The 18,986-nt window shown below is 66.0% G+C and carries 12 protein-coding genes and 1 riboswitch; of the genes, 7 read left to right on the forward strand and 5 right to left on the reverse strand.

Going from position 1 to position 18,986, the window contains the following annotated elements; all coding sequences use genetic code 11:
• The first annotated feature begins 2 nt into the window (after nucleotides 1-2).
• Nucleotides 3-470 (forward strand): hypothetical protein, encoded by a 468-nt coding sequence (locus JHD67_RS11820; RefSeq protein WP_199099385.1) that lies wholly within the window; start codon nucleotides 3-5, stop codon nucleotides 468-470.
• Between the two features lie 182 nt (nucleotides 471-652).
• On the opposite strand, the gene JHD67_RS11825 is transcribed toward JHD67_RS11820, so the two are convergent.
• The 3 genes from JHD67_RS11825 to JHD67_RS11835 all read right to left on the reverse strand — a co-directional run bounded on the left by JHD67_RS11825 (nucleotide 653) and on the right by JHD67_RS11835 (nucleotide 9,299).
• Nucleotides 653-3,808 carry an efflux RND transporter permease subunit gene (locus JHD67_RS11825; protein WP_199099386.1) on the reverse strand — a complete coding sequence of 1,052 codons (3,156 nt, stop codon included), beginning with the start codon at nucleotides 3,806-3,808 and terminating at the stop codon, nucleotides 653-655.
• A 213-nt stretch (nucleotides 3,809-4,021) separates the two neighbouring features.
• Nucleotides 4,022-7,177 carry an efflux RND transporter permease subunit gene (locus JHD67_RS11830; RefSeq protein ID WP_199099387.1) on the reverse strand — a complete coding sequence of 1,052 codons (3,156 nt, stop codon included), beginning with the start codon at nucleotides 7,175-7,177 and terminating at the stop codon, nucleotides 4,022-4,024.
• 223 nt (nucleotides 7,178-7,400) lie between these two features.
• Nucleotides 7,401-9,299 (reverse strand): TonB-dependent receptor, encoded by a 1,899-nt coding sequence (locus JHD67_RS11835; protein ID WP_199099388.1) that lies wholly within the window; start codon nucleotides 9,297-9,299, stop codon nucleotides 7,401-7,403.
• Nucleotides 9,300-9,419: 120 nt separating this feature from the next.
• Nucleotides 9,420-9,650, reverse strand: a riboswitch (cobalamin riboswitch).
• A 234-nt stretch (nucleotides 9,651-9,884) separates the two neighbouring features.
• Between JHD67_RS11835 and JHD67_RS11840 the strand changes: the two genes are divergently transcribed.
• Complete coding sequence (locus JHD67_RS11840; protein WP_199099389.1) at nucleotides 9,885-10,133, forward strand: hypothetical protein; 249 nt, start codon at nucleotides 9,885-9,887, stop codon at nucleotides 10,131-10,133.
• A 175-nt stretch (nucleotides 10,134-10,308) separates the two neighbouring features.
• On the opposite strand, the gene JHD67_RS11845 is transcribed toward JHD67_RS11840, so the two are convergent.
• Nucleotides 10,309-11,454: a hypothetical protein gene (locus tag JHD67_RS11845; RefSeq protein WP_199099390.1), complete on the reverse strand. Its 1,146-nt coding sequence runs from the start codon at nucleotides 11,452-11,454 to the stop codon at nucleotides 10,309-10,311.
• Between the two features lie 334 nt (nucleotides 11,455-11,788).
• Between JHD67_RS11845 and JHD67_RS11850 the strand changes: the two genes are divergently transcribed.
• Nucleotides 11,789-12,952, forward strand: coding sequence for an alpha/beta hydrolase (locus tag JHD67_RS11850; RefSeq protein ID WP_233171834.1), 1,164 nt, complete (start codon nucleotides 11,789-11,791; stop codon nucleotides 12,950-12,952).
• Between the two features lie 57 nt (nucleotides 12,953-13,009).
• Here the strand turns inward: JHD67_RS11850 and JHD67_RS11855 are convergent, their stop codons facing one another.
• Complete coding sequence (locus JHD67_RS11855; protein WP_199099392.1) at nucleotides 13,010-13,762, reverse strand: GntR family transcriptional regulator; 753 nt, start codon at nucleotides 13,760-13,762, stop codon at nucleotides 13,010-13,012.
• Between the two features lie 219 nt (nucleotides 13,763-13,981).
• Between JHD67_RS11855 and zwf the strand changes: the two genes are divergently transcribed.
• The 4 genes from zwf to eda all read left to right on the forward strand — a co-directional run bounded on the left by zwf (nucleotide 13,982) and on the right by eda (nucleotide 18,871).
• The gene (zwf, locus tag JHD67_RS11860; protein ID WP_199099393.1) at nucleotides 13,982-15,448 is read left to right on the forward strand and encodes a glucose-6-phosphate dehydrogenase; all 1,467 of its coding nucleotides are present in this window, start codon (nucleotides 13,982-13,984) and stop codon (nucleotides 15,446-15,448) included.
• 135 nt (nucleotides 15,449-15,583) lie between these two features.
• Complete coding sequence (gene pgl, locus JHD67_RS11865; RefSeq protein WP_199099394.1) at nucleotides 15,584-16,297, forward strand: 6-phosphogluconolactonase; 714 nt, start codon at nucleotides 15,584-15,586, stop codon at nucleotides 16,295-16,297.
• 72 nt (nucleotides 16,298-16,369) lie between these two features.
• Complete coding sequence (edd, locus tag JHD67_RS11870; protein WP_199099395.1) at nucleotides 16,370-18,187, forward strand: phosphogluconate dehydratase; 1,818 nt, start codon at nucleotides 16,370-16,372, stop codon at nucleotides 18,185-18,187.
• A gap of 39 nt (nucleotides 18,188-18,226) precedes the next feature.
• Nucleotides 18,227-18,871 (forward strand): bifunctional 4-hydroxy-2-oxoglutarate aldolase/2-dehydro-3-deoxy-phosphogluconate aldolase, encoded by a 645-nt coding sequence (gene eda / locus JHD67_RS11875; RefSeq protein ID WP_199099396.1) that lies wholly within the window; start codon nucleotides 18,227-18,229, stop codon nucleotides 18,869-18,871.
• The last annotated feature ends 115 nt before the right edge of the window (nucleotides 18,872-18,986 follow it).

Consider the following 18,986-nt stretch of genomic DNA (forward strand, 5'->3'; position numbering starts at 1 on the left):
CCGTGAACCCTTTCCGCCAAGCTGCCGAAGCTCCCCGCACCCAGGCGGTGGCGCGCGTCATCGCCGTGCTGGTGCTGCTGGCGGCTGCGGTGATCGGCGAACCCAGCCATGCCGACCCAGGCGATTTCCAAGCCATGCCAGGCCTGTGGAAGATCGTCACGCACAAGCTCGATCACGGCCACCCCGGGCCGGCCCTGGTGCAATGGCATTGCGTGGACGAAAGCCCCGACCCTTGGTCAGCATTCGCCAACCTTCCCGCGCCGACCACCTGCGAGCGCAGCGACGCGCATCGCAGCAGCACGGCGCTGGCCTGGTCATTGCGTTGTGGCGGTTCGTCCCATCCGGTGGGCACCGGGCGGGTGGATTTCGACTCACCCGAGCACTACACCGCCAGCGTGAGCCTGGATGGTCACGAGGTAGTGCAGGCCGAAGGGCGCCGCTACGCGGCGTGCACCAGTGCCAACGATTGAGTATCCCGCGCTGCCGGTGAGCGCGCTGCGGGCATCCATCTAGGCCGTAAGGCAGCGCAAAGTCGTCTCAGTCACTCGCGCCCGTACAGGCGCGGACGACGTGTCCTGTCCTTGCTAGCGCGTGCGGGGTGTATCGGCGTTGCGCGTGGTCCCCCTCCCCGCAGGGAGAGGGCATCCATCCATCAACCTGCGGCGGTTTGCGCCTTCAGTGCCCGCTTGGCTTCGCGCTTGGCCTTGCGTGCTGCCTTGCGCAGCTTGCGATCGTAGTTCCACAGGTAGATCGCTGGCGTACTCAGCAGTGTCAGCAACTGCGATACCAGCAAGCCGCCGACAATCGCCACGCCCAGCGGCTGGCGCATTTCCGAGCCCACGCCAAAGCCGATCGCCAGCGGCAGTGCCGCGCCCATCGCCACCAGGGTGGTCATGGTGATGGGGCGAAAGCGCACCAGGGCGGCCTCGCGGATCGCGTCCGGCGGCGAGAGCCCGCGCTCGCGCTGGGCGACCAGGGCGAAGTCCACCATCAGGATGGCGTTCTTTTTCACGATACCGATGAGCATCAAAATCGCGATGATCGCCATCAGGGTGAGCTGGGTCTGTGTCGCCAGCATCGCGAGGAAGGCACCCGCGCCCGCCGCCGGCAAGGTGGAGAGAATGGTCAGGGGATGGCCCAGGCTCTCGTAGAGAATGCCCAGCACGATATACATCGCCACGATGGCGCCGATCAGCAGCACCATGCCATTGCTCTTGGCCTGCTGCAGGCGCTGGTTCTGGCCGGTGAACTCCACCCGCACGCCGGCCGGCAGACCCACCGCGATGGCTGCGTTCTCCACCAGCTTCACGCCCACGTCCTGGCTTACGTCCTTGGCCAGGTTGTAGTTGATGGTGGAGGCTTCGAGCTGGTTGTGGTGGCGCACGCGCATCGGGCTCATGTTCGGCTCGATATGCGCGATGGCCGATAGCGGAATCATCTGCCCGCCGCCACTGCGCACGCGCACGTTGAGCAGCGACTCGGGGCTCAGCGAGGTGGCGGCGCTGGAGGTGAGCACCACCCAGTACTGGTTGATGTCCGAATAGATCACCGATACCTGGCGCTGGCCGAACGAGTTGAACAGCGCGGTATCCACCTGGCCCATGGTGATCTGCAGGCGGCTGGCCGCCTCGCGATCCACCTTGAGCATCTGCTGCTTGCCGACCAGGTCGAAGTTGCTGCCTACATCGCGCAGATCCTTCATCTTGCGCATCTGCTGCACCATCTTCAGCGTCCACGGCTGCAGGTTCTCGCCGCTGCTGCTGATCAGCTGGAATTCGTACTGGCCGCCCTTGTCGCCGCTGCCGCCGCCACCAAGGAACTGCACCAGGCTCAGGGTGACGCGCACGCCTGAAAGCTGGTCGTACTGCTTGGAAAGCCGGTCCATTACCGCCTTGGCGCTCTCATGGCGATCGTTGGGGCCGCTGCCCTTGGGCTTGAGGTCCACGAACATGCTGCCGGCATTGCCCACCGCGCCGGTGCCGTCGTTGCCGCCCAGCGTGGTGAGCACATCGAGCACCGCCGGGTCTTTGCGCATGATCTCGGCGGCTTTCTGCGCCTGCTCGGCCATGCGCGTGGGCGAGATGTTCACGTCCGCGCGGATATCGCCCTGGATCATGCCGATGTCCTCCTCCGGCATGAAGTTGCCACCCGCCGTGGCCACCACCGCCGCGCCCAGCGCAAACGTGGCAAACAGCAGCACCAATGGCTGCCAGCGCATGATGCGGCGATGGCGCATGGCCCAGTCCAGCGAGCGCTCATAGACGCGATGCAGCCAGTGGTCGAAGCGCTCCAGCGCCTGTTCGATGCGGCCAGGCGTGCGCTCACCGGGCGCCTCGTGCTTGAGGAAATAGCCGCACAAGGCCGGTGTGAGGGTGAGCGAAATCAGTGCCGAGATCACCACCGCCGCCGCCAACGTCACCGAGAACTCGCGCAGCAACATGATCAACATGTTGTTGCCGAACAACAGCGGCGCGAACACCGCCACCAGCGACAACGTGATGGAGACCACCGTAAAGCCGATCTCGCGCACACCGATCAACGAGGCCTGCAACGGCGTCTCGCCCTGCTCCATATGGCGCACGATGTTCTCGATCACCACGATGGCGTCGTCCACCACGAAGCCGATGCACAGCACCAGCGCCACCAGTGACAGCGTGTTCAACGTATAGCCCAGCGCCAGCATCACCACGAAGGCGCCGGCCAGCGACAGCGGCACGCTCAGCGAGGCGATCAGGGTGGGCCGCATGCGGCGCAGGAACACCAGCATCACCAGCACCACCATCACGATACTGATGAGCAGTGCCACCTGTACCTCGTGCAGAGCCGACTTGGTGGTCTGGGTGAGGTCGAAGATCGGCGTGATCTTCACGTCCGCGGGCATCCAGGCGCTGAACTCGGGCAGGCGGCGGCGGATTTCCTCCACCGTCTCCACCGCGTTCGCCTCCGGGCGCTTGCTGATCTGCATGGCGACCGTGCTCTGGTCGTTGAACCAGGCGCCTTGGTAGATGTCCTGCTGGCCGCTGCTCACCTTGGCCACGTCCGACAGGCGCACCGGCGCGCCGTTGCGCGTGGCGATCAGCACGTTGGCGAAATCCTTGGCCTCGCGCATGCCGTCGTTGGCGGTCACCGTCATCTGCGTGCGGCCGTCGGTGAGCACGCCCTGCGGCGAGGTCACGTTGGCGGCAATCAGCGCGTTGCTCACATCGTTGGCCGTGAGGCCTTTGGCGGCCAGCGCGTTGATGTCCAGTTCCACGCGCACCGCGTGCGGCGTGCCGCCGAACACCTGCACCTGGGCCACGCCGGGAATCTGTGCCACGGCCGGCTTGAGCAAGGTATCGGTGAGGTCGTACAGCTTGTCCTGCGGCAGTCCGGTAGAAGTGAGCGAGACCAGCAGGATCGGAATCTGCGAGGTATCGAACTTGAAATACTGCGGCGGGCTGGGCATCACCGGCAGGTCGGCCTGCGCCGCATTGATCGCCGCCTGCACGTCGCGCGCCGCCTTGTCGGCGGTACGGTCGAAGGTAAAGCGCACCTGGATCGAGGCCGTGCCTTCGGAGGCATTGCCATACATGTCATCGATGCCCGGAATGCGCCCGATATGCCGCTCCAGCGGAGCCAGCACGGTGGAGGCCATGGTCTGCGCGCTGGCGCCCGGCATCTGCGCCACGATGTACACGCCGGGGAATTCCAGCGACGGCAGCGCCGCCACGCCGAGCAGGCGATAGGCAAAGACACCGGCGAGCAACAGGCCCAGCGCCAGCAGCGACGTGCCCACAGGGCGGCGTATGAGAGGGGCGAAGATGTTCACTCAGGTTTCCGTACCGGTAAGGGCTGTGCGCGCCCGCCTCCCAGGCAGACCCGCAACAGGGGCGCTCGTTCACTCGCAAATCCGGCGAAAGGCGCAGTCATGCCGCACTTTATGCCTGGAAAGACATAAACCGCGAATGTGCCTGAAGTCGGTCCGTGCCGAAAGGCAGGGGCCACATCCAGGCCCGCTTGCCCGGCGGAGTATGACCGGCCGTCAGCCTGCGGCGGGTTGTGCCTTCAGCGCGCGCTTGGCATCGCGCTTGGCGCGGCGTGCTGCCTTGCGCAGTTTGCGGTCGTGGTTCCACAGGTAGATGGCGGGGGTGCTCAGCAGGGTCAGGAGCTGTGAGACGAGTAGGCCGCCCACGATGGCTACGCCCAGCGGCTGGCGCATTTCCGAGCCCACGCCAAAGCCGATCGCCAGCGGCAGCGCCGCGCCCATCGCTACCAGGGTGGTCATGGTGATGGGGCGAAAGCGCACCAGGGCGGCCTCGCGGATCGCGTCGGGCGGCGAGAGCCCGCGTTCGCGCTGGGCGACCAGGGCGAAGTCCACCATCAGGATGGCGTTCTTCTTGACGATGCCGATGAGCATGAGGATGGCGATGATCGCCATCAGCGACATCGGCGTACCCGTGGCCAGCATCGCCAGGAAGGCGCCCGCGCCGGCGGCCGGCAAGGTGGAGAGAATGGTCAGCGGGTGACCCAGGCTCTCGTAGAGAATGCCCAGCACGATGTACATCGCCAGGATCGAGCCGATCATCAGCACGTTGGCATTGGAGCGCGTTTCTTCCAGGTTCTGCGCGCTGCCGGAATAGCCCAGCTGCACGCCGGCCGGCAGGCGCGCGTCGGCCACGATCTGTGCGATCAGGGTGTTGGCCTTGTCCTGCGTCAGGTTCGGCTCGACGTTGTAGTAGATCTTGGACGCTTCCAGCTGATTGGTGTGGATCACGAACGACGGCGTGACCTGCGGCTTGATCTTGGCGAGGGCCGACAACGGCACCAGATTGCCCGTGTCGCTGCGCACATAGGTGTTGAGCAGCGTGCTGGGGCTTACCGAGTGCTGGTCCGACGAGGAGAGCACTACCCAGTACTGGTTGATGTCGGAGTAGATGATCGACACCTGGCGCTGACCAAAGGCGTTATACAGCGCCGAATCCACCTGACCCATGCTCACCTGCAGGCGTCCGGCGGTGGCGCGGTCCACGCTGAGCAGTTGTTGCTTGTCCACGTCGTCGTAGTCGGTGCTGACGTCGCGGAACTCCTTGTGCTGGCGCATGCGCCGCGCCACTTCCAGCGCCAGCGGTTGCAGGTCCACCGTGCTGCTGCTCACCAGTTCGAAACTCTGGCTGCCGCGATCGCTGTCGTTGTTGTCGTTGAAGAAGCCGATGGAGTTGATCGAGACGCGCAGCTCCGGCAGCGCGGCATAAGCCTTGTTGAGGCGCGTGATAATGTCCTTGATCGGCTCGGGTCGCTCGCCGGCACCGTGCCCGCGTGGCTTGAGATCCACGAACATGGTGGCCTGGTTGCCCACCGAGCCGCCGGCGCGATCGCTGCCCAGGAAGGTGGTGACGTCGCGCACCGCGGGGTCGGCCAGCATCACGGCGGCGGCACGCTGCGCGCGCTCGGCCATCAGCGTGGGCGAGATGTTGGAATCGGCTTTGACGTCGCCCTGGATCATGCCGATGTCTTCCTGCGGCATGAAGTTGAAGCCGAACAGGTTAACCACCAGCATCGCCAGCGCCACGGTAAGGCTCAGCAGGATCAAGGGCTGCCAGCGCATCAGCCGACGATGGTGCAGGGCCCAGTCCAGCGCGCGCTCGTACTTGTCGTGCAGGCCGCGATCCATGCGCTCCAGTGCCCGTTCCAGCCGGTTCGGCTCGCGGGCGCTGTTGTGTTCCACGCGCAGGAAGCGTCCGCACAACGCGGGCGTGACCGTCAGCGAAATGACAGCCGAGATCACCACCGCCGAGGTCAGCGTGACGGAGAACTCGCGCAGCAGCAAGGTAAATTGGTTGTTGCCGAATAGCAGCGGAGCGAATACCGCGATCAGCGACAGGGTGATGGACACGACGGTAAAGCCGATTTCCTTTACACCCACCATCGCCGCCTCCAGTGGCGGCGTGCCCTGCTCCATGTGGCGCACGATGTTTTCGATCACCACGATGGCGTCGTCCACCACGAAGCCGATGCACAGTACCAGCGCCACCAACGACAGCGTGTTGAGCGTATAGCCCAGCGACCACATCACCACGAAGGCGCCGGCCAGCGACAACGGCACGCTGATCATGGCGATCAGTGTGGGCCCCACGCGACGCAGGAACACCAGCATCACCAGCGCCACCATCAGCACGCTGAGCATCAGCGCCACCTGCACCTCGTGCAGGGCCGACTTGGTGGTCTGGGTCAGGTCGAAGATCGGGGTGATCTGGATATCGGCGGGCAACCACGCGCGCATCTGCGGCAGCTTGGCGCGCACCGCATCGGCGGTCGCCACGGCATTGGCCTCGGGGCGCTTGCTGATGCGCAGCGCGACGGCGCGATCCTGGTTGAACCAGGCGGCCTGGTATTCGTCCTGCTGACCGCTGGTGACGCGGGCGACATCCGAGAGGCGCACCGGCGCGCCGTTGCGGGTGGCGATGAGCAGGCTGCCGAATTCCTCCGGCGTGTGCAGCGCATCGTTCGCGGTCACCGTCATCTGCGTGCGGCCGTCGCTCAGCGCGCCCTGTGGCGAGGTGACGTTGGCTGCGCGCAGCGCGTTGGCCACATCGTTGGCGGTGAGGCTCTTGGCGGCCAGGGCCTGGGTGTTCAGTTCCACGCGCACGGCGCGCGGGCGGCCGCCGATCACGCGTACCTGTGCCACGCCGGGTATCTGTGCGATGGCTGGATTGATCAGCGTGTCGGCCAGGTCGTACAGCTTGTCCGGCGGCAGCGAGTGCGACGTGAGCGACAGCAACAGCACCGGGATATTGGCGGTGTTGAACTTGTAGTAGCGCGGCGGTGCCGGCATGTTGGTGGGCAGGTCCACCATGGCGGCATTGATCGCCGCCTGCACGTCGCGCGCCAGCTTGTCGGTGTTGTTGCCGAAGTTGAACAGCATGCGCACCGAGGTGGAGCCGTCGTTGCTCTCCGAGTGCATCTCCTTGATGCCGGCGATGCGGCCCAGGTGGCGCTCCAGCGGCGCGGCCACGGTGGAAGCCATGGTCTGCGCGTTGGCGCCGGGCACCTCCACGTACACCACCATGCCGGGAAACTCGATCGAGGGCAGCGCGGCGACACCCAGCAACAGGTACGCCCACAGGCCGGCCAGGGCCAGCCCCAGCGCCAGCAGTGAGGTGCCGATAGGTCGGCGGATCAATGGCGCAAACAGGTTCACGGGTTCCCAACCCTTGGCGATGACGCGTCCCCGCGCGCCTTACGGACGAAGGCGCTACCGCAGCGGTCACCTCGTGCGTCTTTATGCCTGCAACCGCGCGTGGGCGAATGTGCCGTTAGTCGTTGGCCTTGCGATTCGTCATGGTGGCGCAAGCCAGTCTGCGTGTCGCAGAGACGCGAACGGCGCGGAAGCCGCGCCGTTCGGTAGGGGGCCGGTGCCTGCCTCAGCGCACGGCGGGGCTGTAGCGCAGGGTGAGGAACCAGCTGCGGCCGGGCTGGTTGAAGTAGTAGGCGGTGGCGTAGTTGCGGTCGAACGCGTTGGCCAGGCGCGCTTCCACGCGCCACTGCGGCGCAAAGTCGTAGCTGGCGCGCAGATCGGTGGTGGTGTAGCCGCCCAGGCGATGCGTATTGGCGAGGTCGTCGTAAGCCTTGCCGGAGGCGAAGAACGTGGCGCCGATGCCGAAGGCGTTGAAACGGCGGTCCACGTCCACGCGCGCGGTCTGCTCCGGGCGGCGCGGCAGCAGGTTGCCGTCCGCGCTGCCCTGCACGTTCTTGGGCTGCATCAGGGTCAGGTAGCTCTGCACCTGCCAGCCGTCCAGGTTTACGCCGAACTGGCCCTCGATGCCACGGATGCGCGCCTTGCTGATGTTCTGCGGCACGTAGTTCTGGTCAAGCTGGATCAGGTCGGTGATACGCGTCTGGTACACGTTCACTGCCCAGTTCCAGATGTCCTGCTTCTGGCTCAGGCCCAGTTCGCCCGTGCCCGAGCGCTCGGGCTTGAGGTTGGGGTTGCCGCTGCCATAGGGGTAATACACGTCGTTGAACGTCGGCGCGTGGAAGGCGGTGCCGTAGCTGGCGGACAGGCGCAGGCCGTGGTCGAACGCGTAACCCCAGGCCAGGCTGCCGGTGTCGTGGTTGCCGAGCTGGTCGTAGTGGTCGTGGCGCACCGAGGCCTGCAGTTCGTTGCGGTCGAAGGTGCCCATGTACTGGGCGTAGACGCCGGTGTCCTGACGATCGCTGGCAAGGTAGCCGGTGGCGCTGTTGATGTGTTCCTGCTGGTAATCCACGCCCACCGTGAGCAACTGGTTGGTCGCCAGCGTTACGTCGTTCTGCCAGGAGGCCTGGTTGCGACGCGAGTATGCGTATCCCACCTTGCCGTACGGGTAGTACGTAGTGGTGCCGGCGTACGGATCGGTATAGGTGCCCTGGTAGTAGTTGGTGGAGTCATCGCGGCTCTGGCCGGCGTTGAGCGTGACCTTCCACGCATCGAGCGGGGTGAAGCTGAGCTTGGCGCCCGACACCAACTGCTGGTTCACCGCCTGGTTGCCGCCATAGGGGCTGCCGGCGTAGTTGACGAAGCTCTTGCTGCGCAGCCAGGTGGCCGACAGCTCGGTGCCGTTGTCCCAGCGGTAGCCACCGTTGGCCATGCCGTTCCAGTTGCGGAAAGGGTCGTTGTTCGGGTCGTCCACGAAGCAGCCGGCGCCCTGCTCGGCCGCGCCCATGCGGCACGCCGGGATGCCGCTGGTGTATTGACCGCCCAGGCCCACGTTGAACCACGCGTGGGAGTCGCCGCCCGAAAGGCCAGCCTGTTCGTCCATGTAGCTGCGGCTGCCGGTGGTAAGGCTTAGCGACGGGCTGAGGCTGCCATCGGCGGAGCCGTGGCGGGTGAAGATCTGGATCACGCCGCCCACGGCATCCGCGCCATACAGGCTCGAACGCGGGCCGCGCACCAGCTCGATGCGCTCGATCTGATCGACCGGAATCTGCTCGAACGCCGCCAGGCCCGCGCCCACCGCGCCGATGCGCACGCCATCGATCAGCACCAGCGTATGGGTGGAATTGGTGCCGCGCAGGAACAGCGAACTCTGCTGGCCGAGGCCGCCAGACTGCGCAAACGACACGCCCGGCAGGCCCACCAGCAGGTCGCGTACCGAGGTCGGCTGCAAGCGTTCGATATCGGCGCGGGTGATCACGGTGACCGAGGACAGCGCCTCGTCGGTGGTGATGGACGTGCGCGTGGCGGTGACGATCACCGACGACAACGAGGTCGCCTGGTCGGTATCAGCGGCGTGGGCGGCCAGCGTGCACGACAGCAGCGCGGTGGCCAGCAGGGTCTTCTTCATGCGTGTTCCTTCGGGCGCGCACATCCGCGCGACCCTTCAAGTGGGTTTCGAGGGAATCACGGTGGAGAAGGCGACGGCAGGCAACGGCCATGACACGGCACTCGACCTCGCCCACCGCGAGTCTTTCGTAACGTGTCGGGCCGGTCTCCGGGCTTGCGGGCGGCATGCCGTGACGCTGCATGCACCGTGGGGCGCCTTCCCGTGCTTGCGCACAGTGGCTTCGTGCCCGTGGGTTGAGTCGCTCGCTTACCGTTGCGGGGGCAGCGCCGGACTAGCTGCATGGCAGCGCACCGGCTTCCCGTTTCATCCCGGCGAGACATTCGCAGGGACACCCGAACCGGCGCAGCTTAATGAGTGGGCGCCGCCCCGGCAAATGCCGGCACGTTCGCCACCGCATGGCGATGGCCAGCAGGAACTTGCGTGGTGCGTGTTTCGCGTGCGCATGCAGGGCGCGCGGCTGCGCCGCCGCGTGCGCCACGCGGCCGGTCGGCGCGCCCCGCGTGCGCCAACTCTTTACGCGATCTATATGGCGTGCAGGTTCCCGCGATATCGCTTCTTTATGCCGGGCCGCCACAGAATACGTCCATGAAAACCGCATTCCGACGCTTGTCTCTCGACCTTCGATGGCGACACGTGCTCCTGCTGGTCTCCGCGCTGCTGTTCGCCGCGGCCATCTACAAGCTCATGCTCGGTGCTGGCGCAGACGCCGGCATCTGGCGCGGCGTGGCGCTCAGCGCGCTCTACCTGGGCTTTTGCCTCACGCAGCGACGACTGTTTACGCCGTCATCGCGTCACTATGCCGAGCCGCTGCCGCGCGAGCGCCTGCTCAAGTAAGCGCCTGTTTCATGTCTCCCCGCGGCTAGTGCCGCCACTCCCGCGCACATCGACCAGGGATGGATGCGGGCAGCGTGCCGGTGGGCGCACGCTACCCGTGGATGTTCGACGTGGAAGCGGCCTTCACGGTTGGGCGCCGTGGGCTGCGGGGAGACATGGGGCTGGCCTTGCGCGTTCAGCCGTGCGTCGGGGGTGTCTGCTTGGCGAGCTGTCGGCAGCTGGCGCTGTAGTCACGCAGATTGTTGCGCACCGCATCGAGATCCAGCGCAAAGCCGTAGCGCACCGCGCCGCCGCGATCGGCGAGCCACGCGCCCATCGAATGGGCCGATAGCAGCGGGCCCAATTGGTCCACCGACACCGGGTGGCTGAACACCAGCGATTGGTTCACGGTGGCGACGCCATCGCGCTCCCCCTGCGGCGTGGGTTGCCGATCGATCTCGAAGTACGAGTGCGTGATTCGCGCGGCGATCTTGCGCGAGCGCTCCGCGCCAACCATGTAGTACGCGGTGAGCGTCATGCCGTCGGGGCGGCACAGCAAGGTGATGCGGTGCTCGCCATCGCGCGCCACCTGACTCAGCGACAGCGAGGTGGCGCCGATCATGGGGTGATAGCTTGCCGTGGTAGGCAAGCGCCCGTTGTTGGCCAGGCCGCCGGCCATCATCTGGTCGCCATCGAACCAATGGACGTCGCCCGCCGGCGTCGTCGCCGGTGCGGCGACGAGTTCCGGGCGTATGCCCATGTCCTTGAGGTAAGCGCTCACCTCGTCCGGTGCCGCCGCGCCGGTGTTGCCGATGCGTTGAACGCCGAAGCGATCGTTGCCAGTGGGCGCCCAGCGATAGAGCCCCCCCAGGTAGGCGTAGGCGCAGGCATCGATGCATTGCGCCGCGCGTGGCCCGATCGGCATGCGCGCGGTGCGTCGCGGCACACCCAGGTGGGTGGCGAGCGAGCCGGCGCGGAACAAGCGGCCCAGTGCGAGCCCGCTCGCCATGTCGCCGCCGGTGGCGTTCAAGTAGATGTCCGAACCGGGTGGAATCTTGCCGGACTTGATCAGCTCATCCACGCGGCGCGGCGCATCGGTGTCGATCCTGCCGTACAGGTACACCTGCGGCACCTTGGCGACCGCCAGGGTCATGCGATCGTTGTTGACCTGAATGGCCAGTTGATCGCTGCTGCTGGAAGACGTCGCGCCGCGCGCATCCGGATCGTATGCGTTGGCGTGCGCCGCCAGCCCCGCGCCCGCCCATGCCAGCGCCGCGCGCAGTACGCGCCTCGGTCGATGGGACGAACCAGGGCGATCACGATTGATGACAAAAGCGGGCACAGGCAGGTCCGGCGGAGAACGGTCGCTCAGTGTGCGTGGTTTGGGATGTGGTGCAAGTGAACGCTGGCTTCCATCGGATAACGTGCGGTCAGGTGCATGAACAGGCGCGCTGGGCAGGCACGAGCTACATCCGGGTGATGTTGTCCGGCGGCCGGCCATCCCGGACGTCCGCGAGACTGTCCGCGGACTGCGGACAGCGCGGTCAAGCGCACACAAGTGACGGAAAAGCGGCGATTTTTCGCTTGGCACGGCGCTTGCCATAGACATCGCAACGACGCTGGCGCGGGGGCGCCAGCGCGATTCGGACGTAAACCGCATTTCCAAGGAGATGGCCTTGAACACGTTTCGCACCACCGTGCTGTTCGCGTTGACCTTCGTCGCTGGCATCGCCGTTCATCACACGGCCCTCGCGGCCGATGCGCCGGCCACGCCGGGCAAGCCGATGTCGCGCGAGGAAGTCACCCGCATCCTCGACAGCAATCGCAAGATCGACACCACGCAGGGCGTGGATGAAAAGCTCAAGGTTCGCATCAATGGCATCGACCAGTGGATCTCGGTGCGCGGCAAGGATCGTCGCAACCCGATCCTGCTGTTCCTGCATGGCGGCCCGGCCGCGCCGGCGATGCCGGAGGGCTACACCTTCCAGACTCCGTGGGAGGACTATTTCACCGTGGTGCAATGGGATCAACGCGGCGCCGGCAAGACCTATCGCGCCAACACGGAGGAAGCGATGGCGCCGGGCATGAGCGCCGAACACATGACCGACGATGCGAGCGAAGTGGTGAAGTACCTGCGCGAGCATTACGGCAAGCAGAAGATCTTCGTGCTCGGCCACTCCTGGGGTTCCATCCTCGGCGTGCGGCTGGCGCAGAAGCATCCCGAATGGCTGTACGCCTACATCTCCACCGGTCAGGTGGTGAACGGTCGTCGCAATGAGGAAGAGGGTTACAACTACGCGTTGCGCCAGGCCAAGGCCGAAGGCAATGCCACGGCCATCCGAGAGCTGGAAGCGATGGCGCCTTACCCGGGCCCCGGCCCGATGACGCTTGAGCGCTTGGGCATGCGCAGCAAATGGGAGATGTATTACGGCGGTCTCGCCTGGGGGCGCAAGGACTATCAGTTCGATGTGGATGCCGAAGAACTCTCGCCCGACTACAGTCGCGAAGACCTGGACGCCATCGACAAGGGCAGCCTGTTCTCGCTCCATCACCTGATGCCCGAGCTGATGGCAACCAACTTCGATCACGTCACGCGCTTCGAGTGCCCGGTGATCGTCTATGTCGGCGCGCACGACTACACCACGCCGCATGAACTCACCGAGGAATGGTTCGGCCACATCCAGGCACCGTCCAAGCGCCTGGTCAGCTTTGCCGACGCGGCGCACATGATGATGCAGGAGCAGCCGGGCCGCTTCCTGCAGCATCTGGTGAACGATGCGCGCCCGCTGGCGGAGAAGGCCGGCGACGTGGCACCGGCCGAAGTGGTGCGCGACCGCTGAGTCGGCAGGCCCGATGCATGGCGTTGCCCCGGTCGGTCGCGGCCGGGGCAACCGCGATCAGTCGGTTTGCAGCTCGGCCACGAAATCGTAGATATCGCCGCGATACCACGAGGTGGTGAACTCCACCACGCGGCCGTCATCGAGAAAGCTGCGGCGCTCGATGTTGAGGCCGGCGCTGCCCACCGGCACATGCAGCAGGCGCGCCTGCTGCGCACCCAGCGATACCGCGCGCAGGCGCTGCAGGGCACGGCGTGGGCGGGCGCCCAGGGCCTCCAGCACTTGGTACAGGGAGTCGTGCACGATGGTGGGGTCCGGCAGGATGCTGGCCGGCACCACGCTGCGTTCGATCGCCAGCGGTTCTTCCTTGGCGTAGCGCACGCGGTGCAGGCGCGCCACCAGCACGCCCGGCGACAGGTTCAGCGCCATTGATTCTTCCGGCGTTACCTCGCCCACCACGCGTTCGGAGAACTCCGAGCGGGGGTTGAGGCCGCGGGCGCGCAAGTCTTCGGTGAAGCTGGTGAGGCGCGACATCGGCTTGATGATGCGCTCGGCCACGAAGGTGCCGGCGCCGTGGCGTTGATGCAGCAAACCCTCTTCGACCAGGCCGGCGATGGCCTTGCGCACGGTCACGCGCGACAACTGCAGCAGGCGCGACAGGTCGCGCTCGCTGGGCAGCGCCTGGCCCGGTTCGATATCGCGATGCTCCACCACATTGCGGATGGCCCGGCGCAGGCGCAGGTAGGCCAGCGGCTGGCTGGAGGCCGGGTCCCGGCTGAGCCGGCGGTATTCGTTGACGAGGGCGGTTTCCATGCCTGAACGATACCAATGACCATACCACTCTGGCAATCCATCGTTTTGGCGGGAATTTCTGGTGGTACCAATTTTTGGGTCGAACCGTTGGCCTGTCTCGATCGCCGAGTTGGATCGAGAGAACTGGTTTTGTCTGGTATGTCACTGGTACGATCGGTGGGCATCGCACGTGGTATGCATGCCACGTGTCGTTCTCTGCATCGCCTTGAGGTGACTGAAGTGACTGCTTCTCCCCAGCCGGTCGAACCCTTTGACCTGGTGATCTTCGGCGGAACCGGCGACCTCGCCGTACGCAAGCTGCTGCCTGCCCTGTACCACCGCTATGCGGACGGGCAGATTCCCGACACCAGCCGCGTCATCGGCATTGCCCGCGAAATGCTGGACGACGACGGCTACCGCGCCCATGCGCGCAAGGCGCTGCTGGAGAACGGTGGCGACAAGAGCAAGGTCGACGATTTCCTCAAGCTGCTGCACTACCGCTCGCTCGACGCCCGCAAGGACGAGGGCTGGGACGCGTTCGCCGCACTGATGAGCGAGCAGCCCGGGCACGTGCGCGTGTTCTATCTGTCCACCTCGCCGGACCTGTTCGTCGACATCTGCAATCGCCTGGGTGAGCACGGTCTCAACCAGGGCAAGGCGCGCGTGGTGCTGGAAAAGCCCATCGGTCGCGACCTGGCCAGCGCCAACCAGATCAACGACGACGTGGGCCGCGTCTTCGACGAATCGCAGACCTATCGCATCGATCATTACCTCGGCAAGGAGACGGTGCAGAACCTGCTGGCGCTGCGCTTCGGCAACGTGCTGTTCGAGCCGTTGTGGAACGCCGAGCACATCGACCATGTACAGATCACCGTGGCCGAAACGCTGGGCGTGGGTCAGCGCGTGGCTTACTACGACCATGCCGGCGCACTGCGCGACATGGTGCAGAACCACATCCTGCAGTTGTTGTGCATGGTGGCGATGGAGCCGCCCTCCTCGCTCTCGCCCGATGCGGTGCGCGACGAAAAGCTCAAGGTGTTGCGTTCGCTCAAGCCGATCGACGAAAGCAACGCGGCGCAACTCACCGTGCGCGGTCAATACCGCGCCGGTGCCGCCGAAGGCCAGAGCGTGGCGGGCTATCTGGACGAACTGAAGGATCACAAGTCGCATACCGAGAGCTTCGTGGCGCTGAAGGCGGAAATCGCCAACTGGCGCTGGGCCGGCGTGCCGTTCTACCTGCGTACCGGCAAGCGCCTGCCCGAGCGTGTGTCCGAGATCGTGGTGGTGTTCAAGCCCGTGCCGCATTCCATCTTCGATGCTTCGGCCGGCCCGCTGGCGCAGAACCGCCTGGTGCTGCGTCTACAGCCGGACGAGAACATCAAGCTGTGGGTCACCATCAAGCATCCGGGTCCGGGCGGCCTGCGCCTGCGCCACGTCTCGCTGGACATGAGCTTTGCCGAAGCTTTCGGCGTGCAGCAGCCCGATGCATATGAGCGACTGATCCTCGACGTGGTGCGCGGCAATCCCACCTTGTTCATGCGTCGCGACGAAGTGGAAGCCGCATGGCGCTGGGCCGATCCCATCCTTGCCGCGTGGGCGGAAAGCGGCGAAGCGCCGCGCCCGTACACGGCCGGCACCTGGGGCCCGAGTGCGGCCGTGGCGCTGATCGAGCGCGATGGTCGCACCTGGAACGAGGACAGTGATTAAGCGCTTTGTTCGCATGCATCGCTGCGACGCGCAGGCACTTCACCTGCACGTCGCGGCCCCCCGCCTACACTGCGTGGCATCCCCGTTGTCCTTGCCACGCGTGTGTTTCCCGCGCCGCCTGATATGCCTCCCACCATGTCCGACACCGTGAACGTCACTACCCAAAGCTTCTCCGATAACCAGGCGCTGGCCGCTGCCTTGGCCGAACGCGTCGCCCAATGCCTGCGTGAAGGCGTGGCCGTGCGTGGCCGCGCGTTGCTGGCGGTATCCGGCGGCAGTACGCCGCGTCATTTCTTTGAGCGCCTCTCGCGTGAAGTGCTGGACTGGGCTCGCGTGCAGATCACCCTGGTCGACGAGCGCTGGGTGCCTGAGAGCCACGAGCGCTCCAATGCCGCGATGGTGAAGGCGATGCTGCTGCAGCATGCAGCATCAGCAGCCCAGTTCGTGCCGCTGTATGCGGATGCGCCCACGCCGGAGGCCGGGCTGGCCACGGTGCGCGCACGCATGGCCGCGCTGAGCCTGCCGTTCGACGCGGTGGTGCTGGGCATGGGCAACGACGGCCATACCGCGTCGTTCTTCCCCGGCGGCGACCGCCTGCCCGAGGCGCTGGATATCCATAACCCGGTGCGGGTGTTGCCGATGCGCGCCGCTGGCGCAGGCGAGCCGCGCATCACCTTCACGCTGTCGGCGCTGCTGGAAACCCGCGCGCTGTTCCTGCATATCGAAGGCGAAGCCAAACGCCAGTTGCTTGCCGATGCGGAGGCTGGCGTGGGTGAGGCGATCCATTTCCCGATACGCGCCGTGCTGACCCAGCCGCGCGTACCGCTGACCGTGTACTGGTGCCCCTAAGGCATCCACGGTGCTCTTTAGCTTGCACGGTGCGCCGAATGGCGCGCCAACCGACTGATCCGGAGTTCGAACATGAGTGTGCTTCACCCTGTCGTTGCCGAAGTCACCGAGCGTCTGCGCGAACGCAGCCGCGATGCGCGCGCGGCTTATCTGCGCCGCATTGAAGGCGCCCAAGGCCACGGCGTGCATCGCGAGCGCCTGTCCTGCGGCAATCTAGCGCACGGCTTCGCGGCGTGTGGCGCCACCGACAAGGAGCGTCTGCGCGAAGGCCACACCCCCAACCTCGGCATCATCAATGCGTACAACGACATGCTGTCGGCGCACCAGCCTTACGAGCGCTACCCGGAGCTGATCCGCAGCGTGGCGCGCGAAGCGGGCATCACCGCGCAGATGGCCGGCGGCGTGCCGGCGATGTGCGATGGCATCACGCAGGGCCGCGCCGGCATGGAGCTTTCGCTGTTCTCGCGCGACCTCATCGCCATGGCCACCGCGGTGTCGCTCTCGCATGACATGTTCGACGGCGCGATGTACCTGGGCATCTGCGACAAGATCGTGCCGGGACTGTTGATTGGCGCGCTGAGCTTTGGTCATCTGCCAGGCATCTTCGTGCCCAGCGGCCCGATGCCCAGCGGCATCAGCAACGAACAGAAATCCAAGGTGCGCCAGGCTTATGCCGAAGGCAAGGCGACCAAGGCCGAGTTGCTGGAAGCGGAGGCGGCGTCCTATCACGCGGCCGGTACCTGCACCTTCTATGGCACCGCCAACTCCAATCAGATGCTGATGGAGATCATGGGCCTTCATCTGCCGGGCTCCAGTTTCGTCGCGCCGGATACGCCGCTGCGCGATGCGTTGACCCGCGAGGCGGTGCATCGCGTGGCGGAATTGAGTGCGCCGGGTTCCTCGCATCTGCCGCTGGGACACATCATCGACGAGCGCGCCATCATCAACGGTGTGATCGGCCTGCATGCCACCGGTGGTTCCACCAATCACCTGCTGCATCTGGTGGCGATCGCGCGTGCGGCCGGCATCGAGCTGCGCTGGGACGATTTCGATGCGCTGTCCTCGGTCATTCCGCTGCTGGCACGCGTATATCCCAATGGCTATGCCGACGTGAATCAGTTCCACGAAGCCGGCGGCATGGGTTTCCTGATCGACCAGTTGTTGAGCCAGGGCTTGTTGCACGGCGACGCGCGCACCGTGTTCGGCACCGGTATGGACGGCTATACGCAGGTGCCAGAACTGGACGAACACGGCCAGCTGCTGTGGAAGCCGGTATCCAAGGAGAGCGGCAACCGTGGCGTGTTGCGTGCCATCACCGAGCCGTTCCGCGCCGATGGTGGCCTGCGCATGCTCAGCGGCAATCTGGGGCGCGCGGTGATCAAGGTGTCCTCGGTGCCGGACGATCGTCTGGTGATCGAGGCACCCGCCATCGTGTTCCATGACCAGGACGATGTGCGCAAGGCGTTCGAGCGCGGTGAGTTGAATCGCGACTTCGTGGCGGTCGTGCGCTTTCAGGGGCCGCAGGCCATCGGCATGCCGGAGCTGCACAAGCTCACTCCCACGCTGTCGGTGTTGCAGGATCGCGGCCATCGCATCGCGCTGCTCACCGACGGTCGCATGTCCGGCGCATCGGGCCGCGTGCCGGCGGCGATCCACGTAACGCCGGAAGCCCAGTCCAACGGTGCCATCGCGCGCATTCGCGACGGCGACATGGTGCGGCTGGATGCGGAACACGGAAAACTCGATGTGCTGGTCGACGCCGCCGAGTTCGCCGCGCGGGTGCCGGCCACCGCCGATCTTTCCGCCCACCAGTTCGGCATGGGCCGCGAGCTGTTCGGCCTGTTCCGTCAAAACGCGATCGCGGCCGATCTCGGCGCGGGTGTGTTTTGACGCACGGCCACTGACGACAACCTCATTCCACGGAACGCCATGAGCATCGAACAAAAGCAAAAGCAGATCGCCACCACTCTGCGCCTGGCGCCGGTGGTGCCGGTGGTGATCATCGAGGATGCCCGCGCCGCGGTGCCGATGGCACGCGCGCTGGTCGCCGGCGGCATTCCCGCCATTGAAGTGACCTTGCGCACGCCGGCCGCCCTCGATGCCATCAAGGCCATCGCCCAGGAAGTGGAAGGCGCGGTGGTAGGCGTGGGCACCGTGCTCAGCGCCAAAGACCTGCGCGCCGCCTACCAGGCTGGCGCGCGTTTTGCGGTGTCGCCGGGCGTGTCGCCGGGTCTGCTGGATGCGGCGGATGACAGCGAATTGCCGCTGTTGCCGGGTGTGGCGACCGCGGGTGAAGCGATGACCCTGCTGGAGCGTGGCTATCGCCACCTGAAGTTCTTCCCGGCCGTGCCGGCTGGCGGCCACAAGCTGCTGGGCGCCTGGGCCAGCCCGCTGCCGCAGATCACTTTCTGCCCCACCGGTGGCATCAGCCTGGCCAGCGCGCCGGAGTTCCTCGCACTGCCCAATGTGGTGTGCGTCGGCGGCTCCTGGCTAACCCCGGCCGACAAGCTGCACAGCGGCGACTGGGCGGGCATTGAATCGCTGGCGCGCGAAGCGGCGGCACTGAAGGGCTGAACCCGTCGCGGATGGCGCGGCCCGCAGGGCGCGTCATCCAGCCGCATCGTCCATCGGCATCAGGTACGGAATGACGTGAGTCATCCCTGCGCGCCGTGAACGGTGACGCTCAGCG

Source organism: Dyella sp. ASV21 (assembly GCF_016428975.1).
GTDB lineage: Bacteria > Pseudomonadota > Gammaproteobacteria > Xanthomonadales > Rhodanobacteraceae > Dyella.

Excerpts from the sequence above, each read along its gene's own strand:
- edd (WP_199099395.1), top strand. The coding sequence starts at position 16,370 with ATGAGTGTGCTTCACCCTGTCGTTGCCGAAGTCACCGAGCGTCTGCGC.
- JHD67_RS11835 (WP_199099388.1), bottom strand. The coding sequence starts at position 9,299 with ATGAAGAAGACCCTGCTGGCCACCGCGCTGCTGTCGTGCACGCTGGCC.
- eda (WP_199099396.1), top strand. The coding sequence starts at position 18,227 with ATGAGCATCGAACAAAAGCAAAAGCAGATCGCCACCACTCTGCGCCTG.
- pgl (WP_199099394.1), top strand. The coding sequence starts at position 15,584 with ATGTCCGACACCGTGAACGTCACTACCCAAAGCTTCTCCGATAACCAG.
- JHD67_RS11855 (WP_199099392.1), bottom strand. The coding sequence starts at position 13,762 with ATGGAAACCGCCCTCGTCAACGAATACCGCCGGCTCAGCCGGGACCCG.
- JHD67_RS11840 (WP_199099389.1), top strand. The coding sequence starts at position 9,885 with ATGAAAACCGCATTCCGACGCTTGTCTCTCGACCTTCGATGGCGACAC.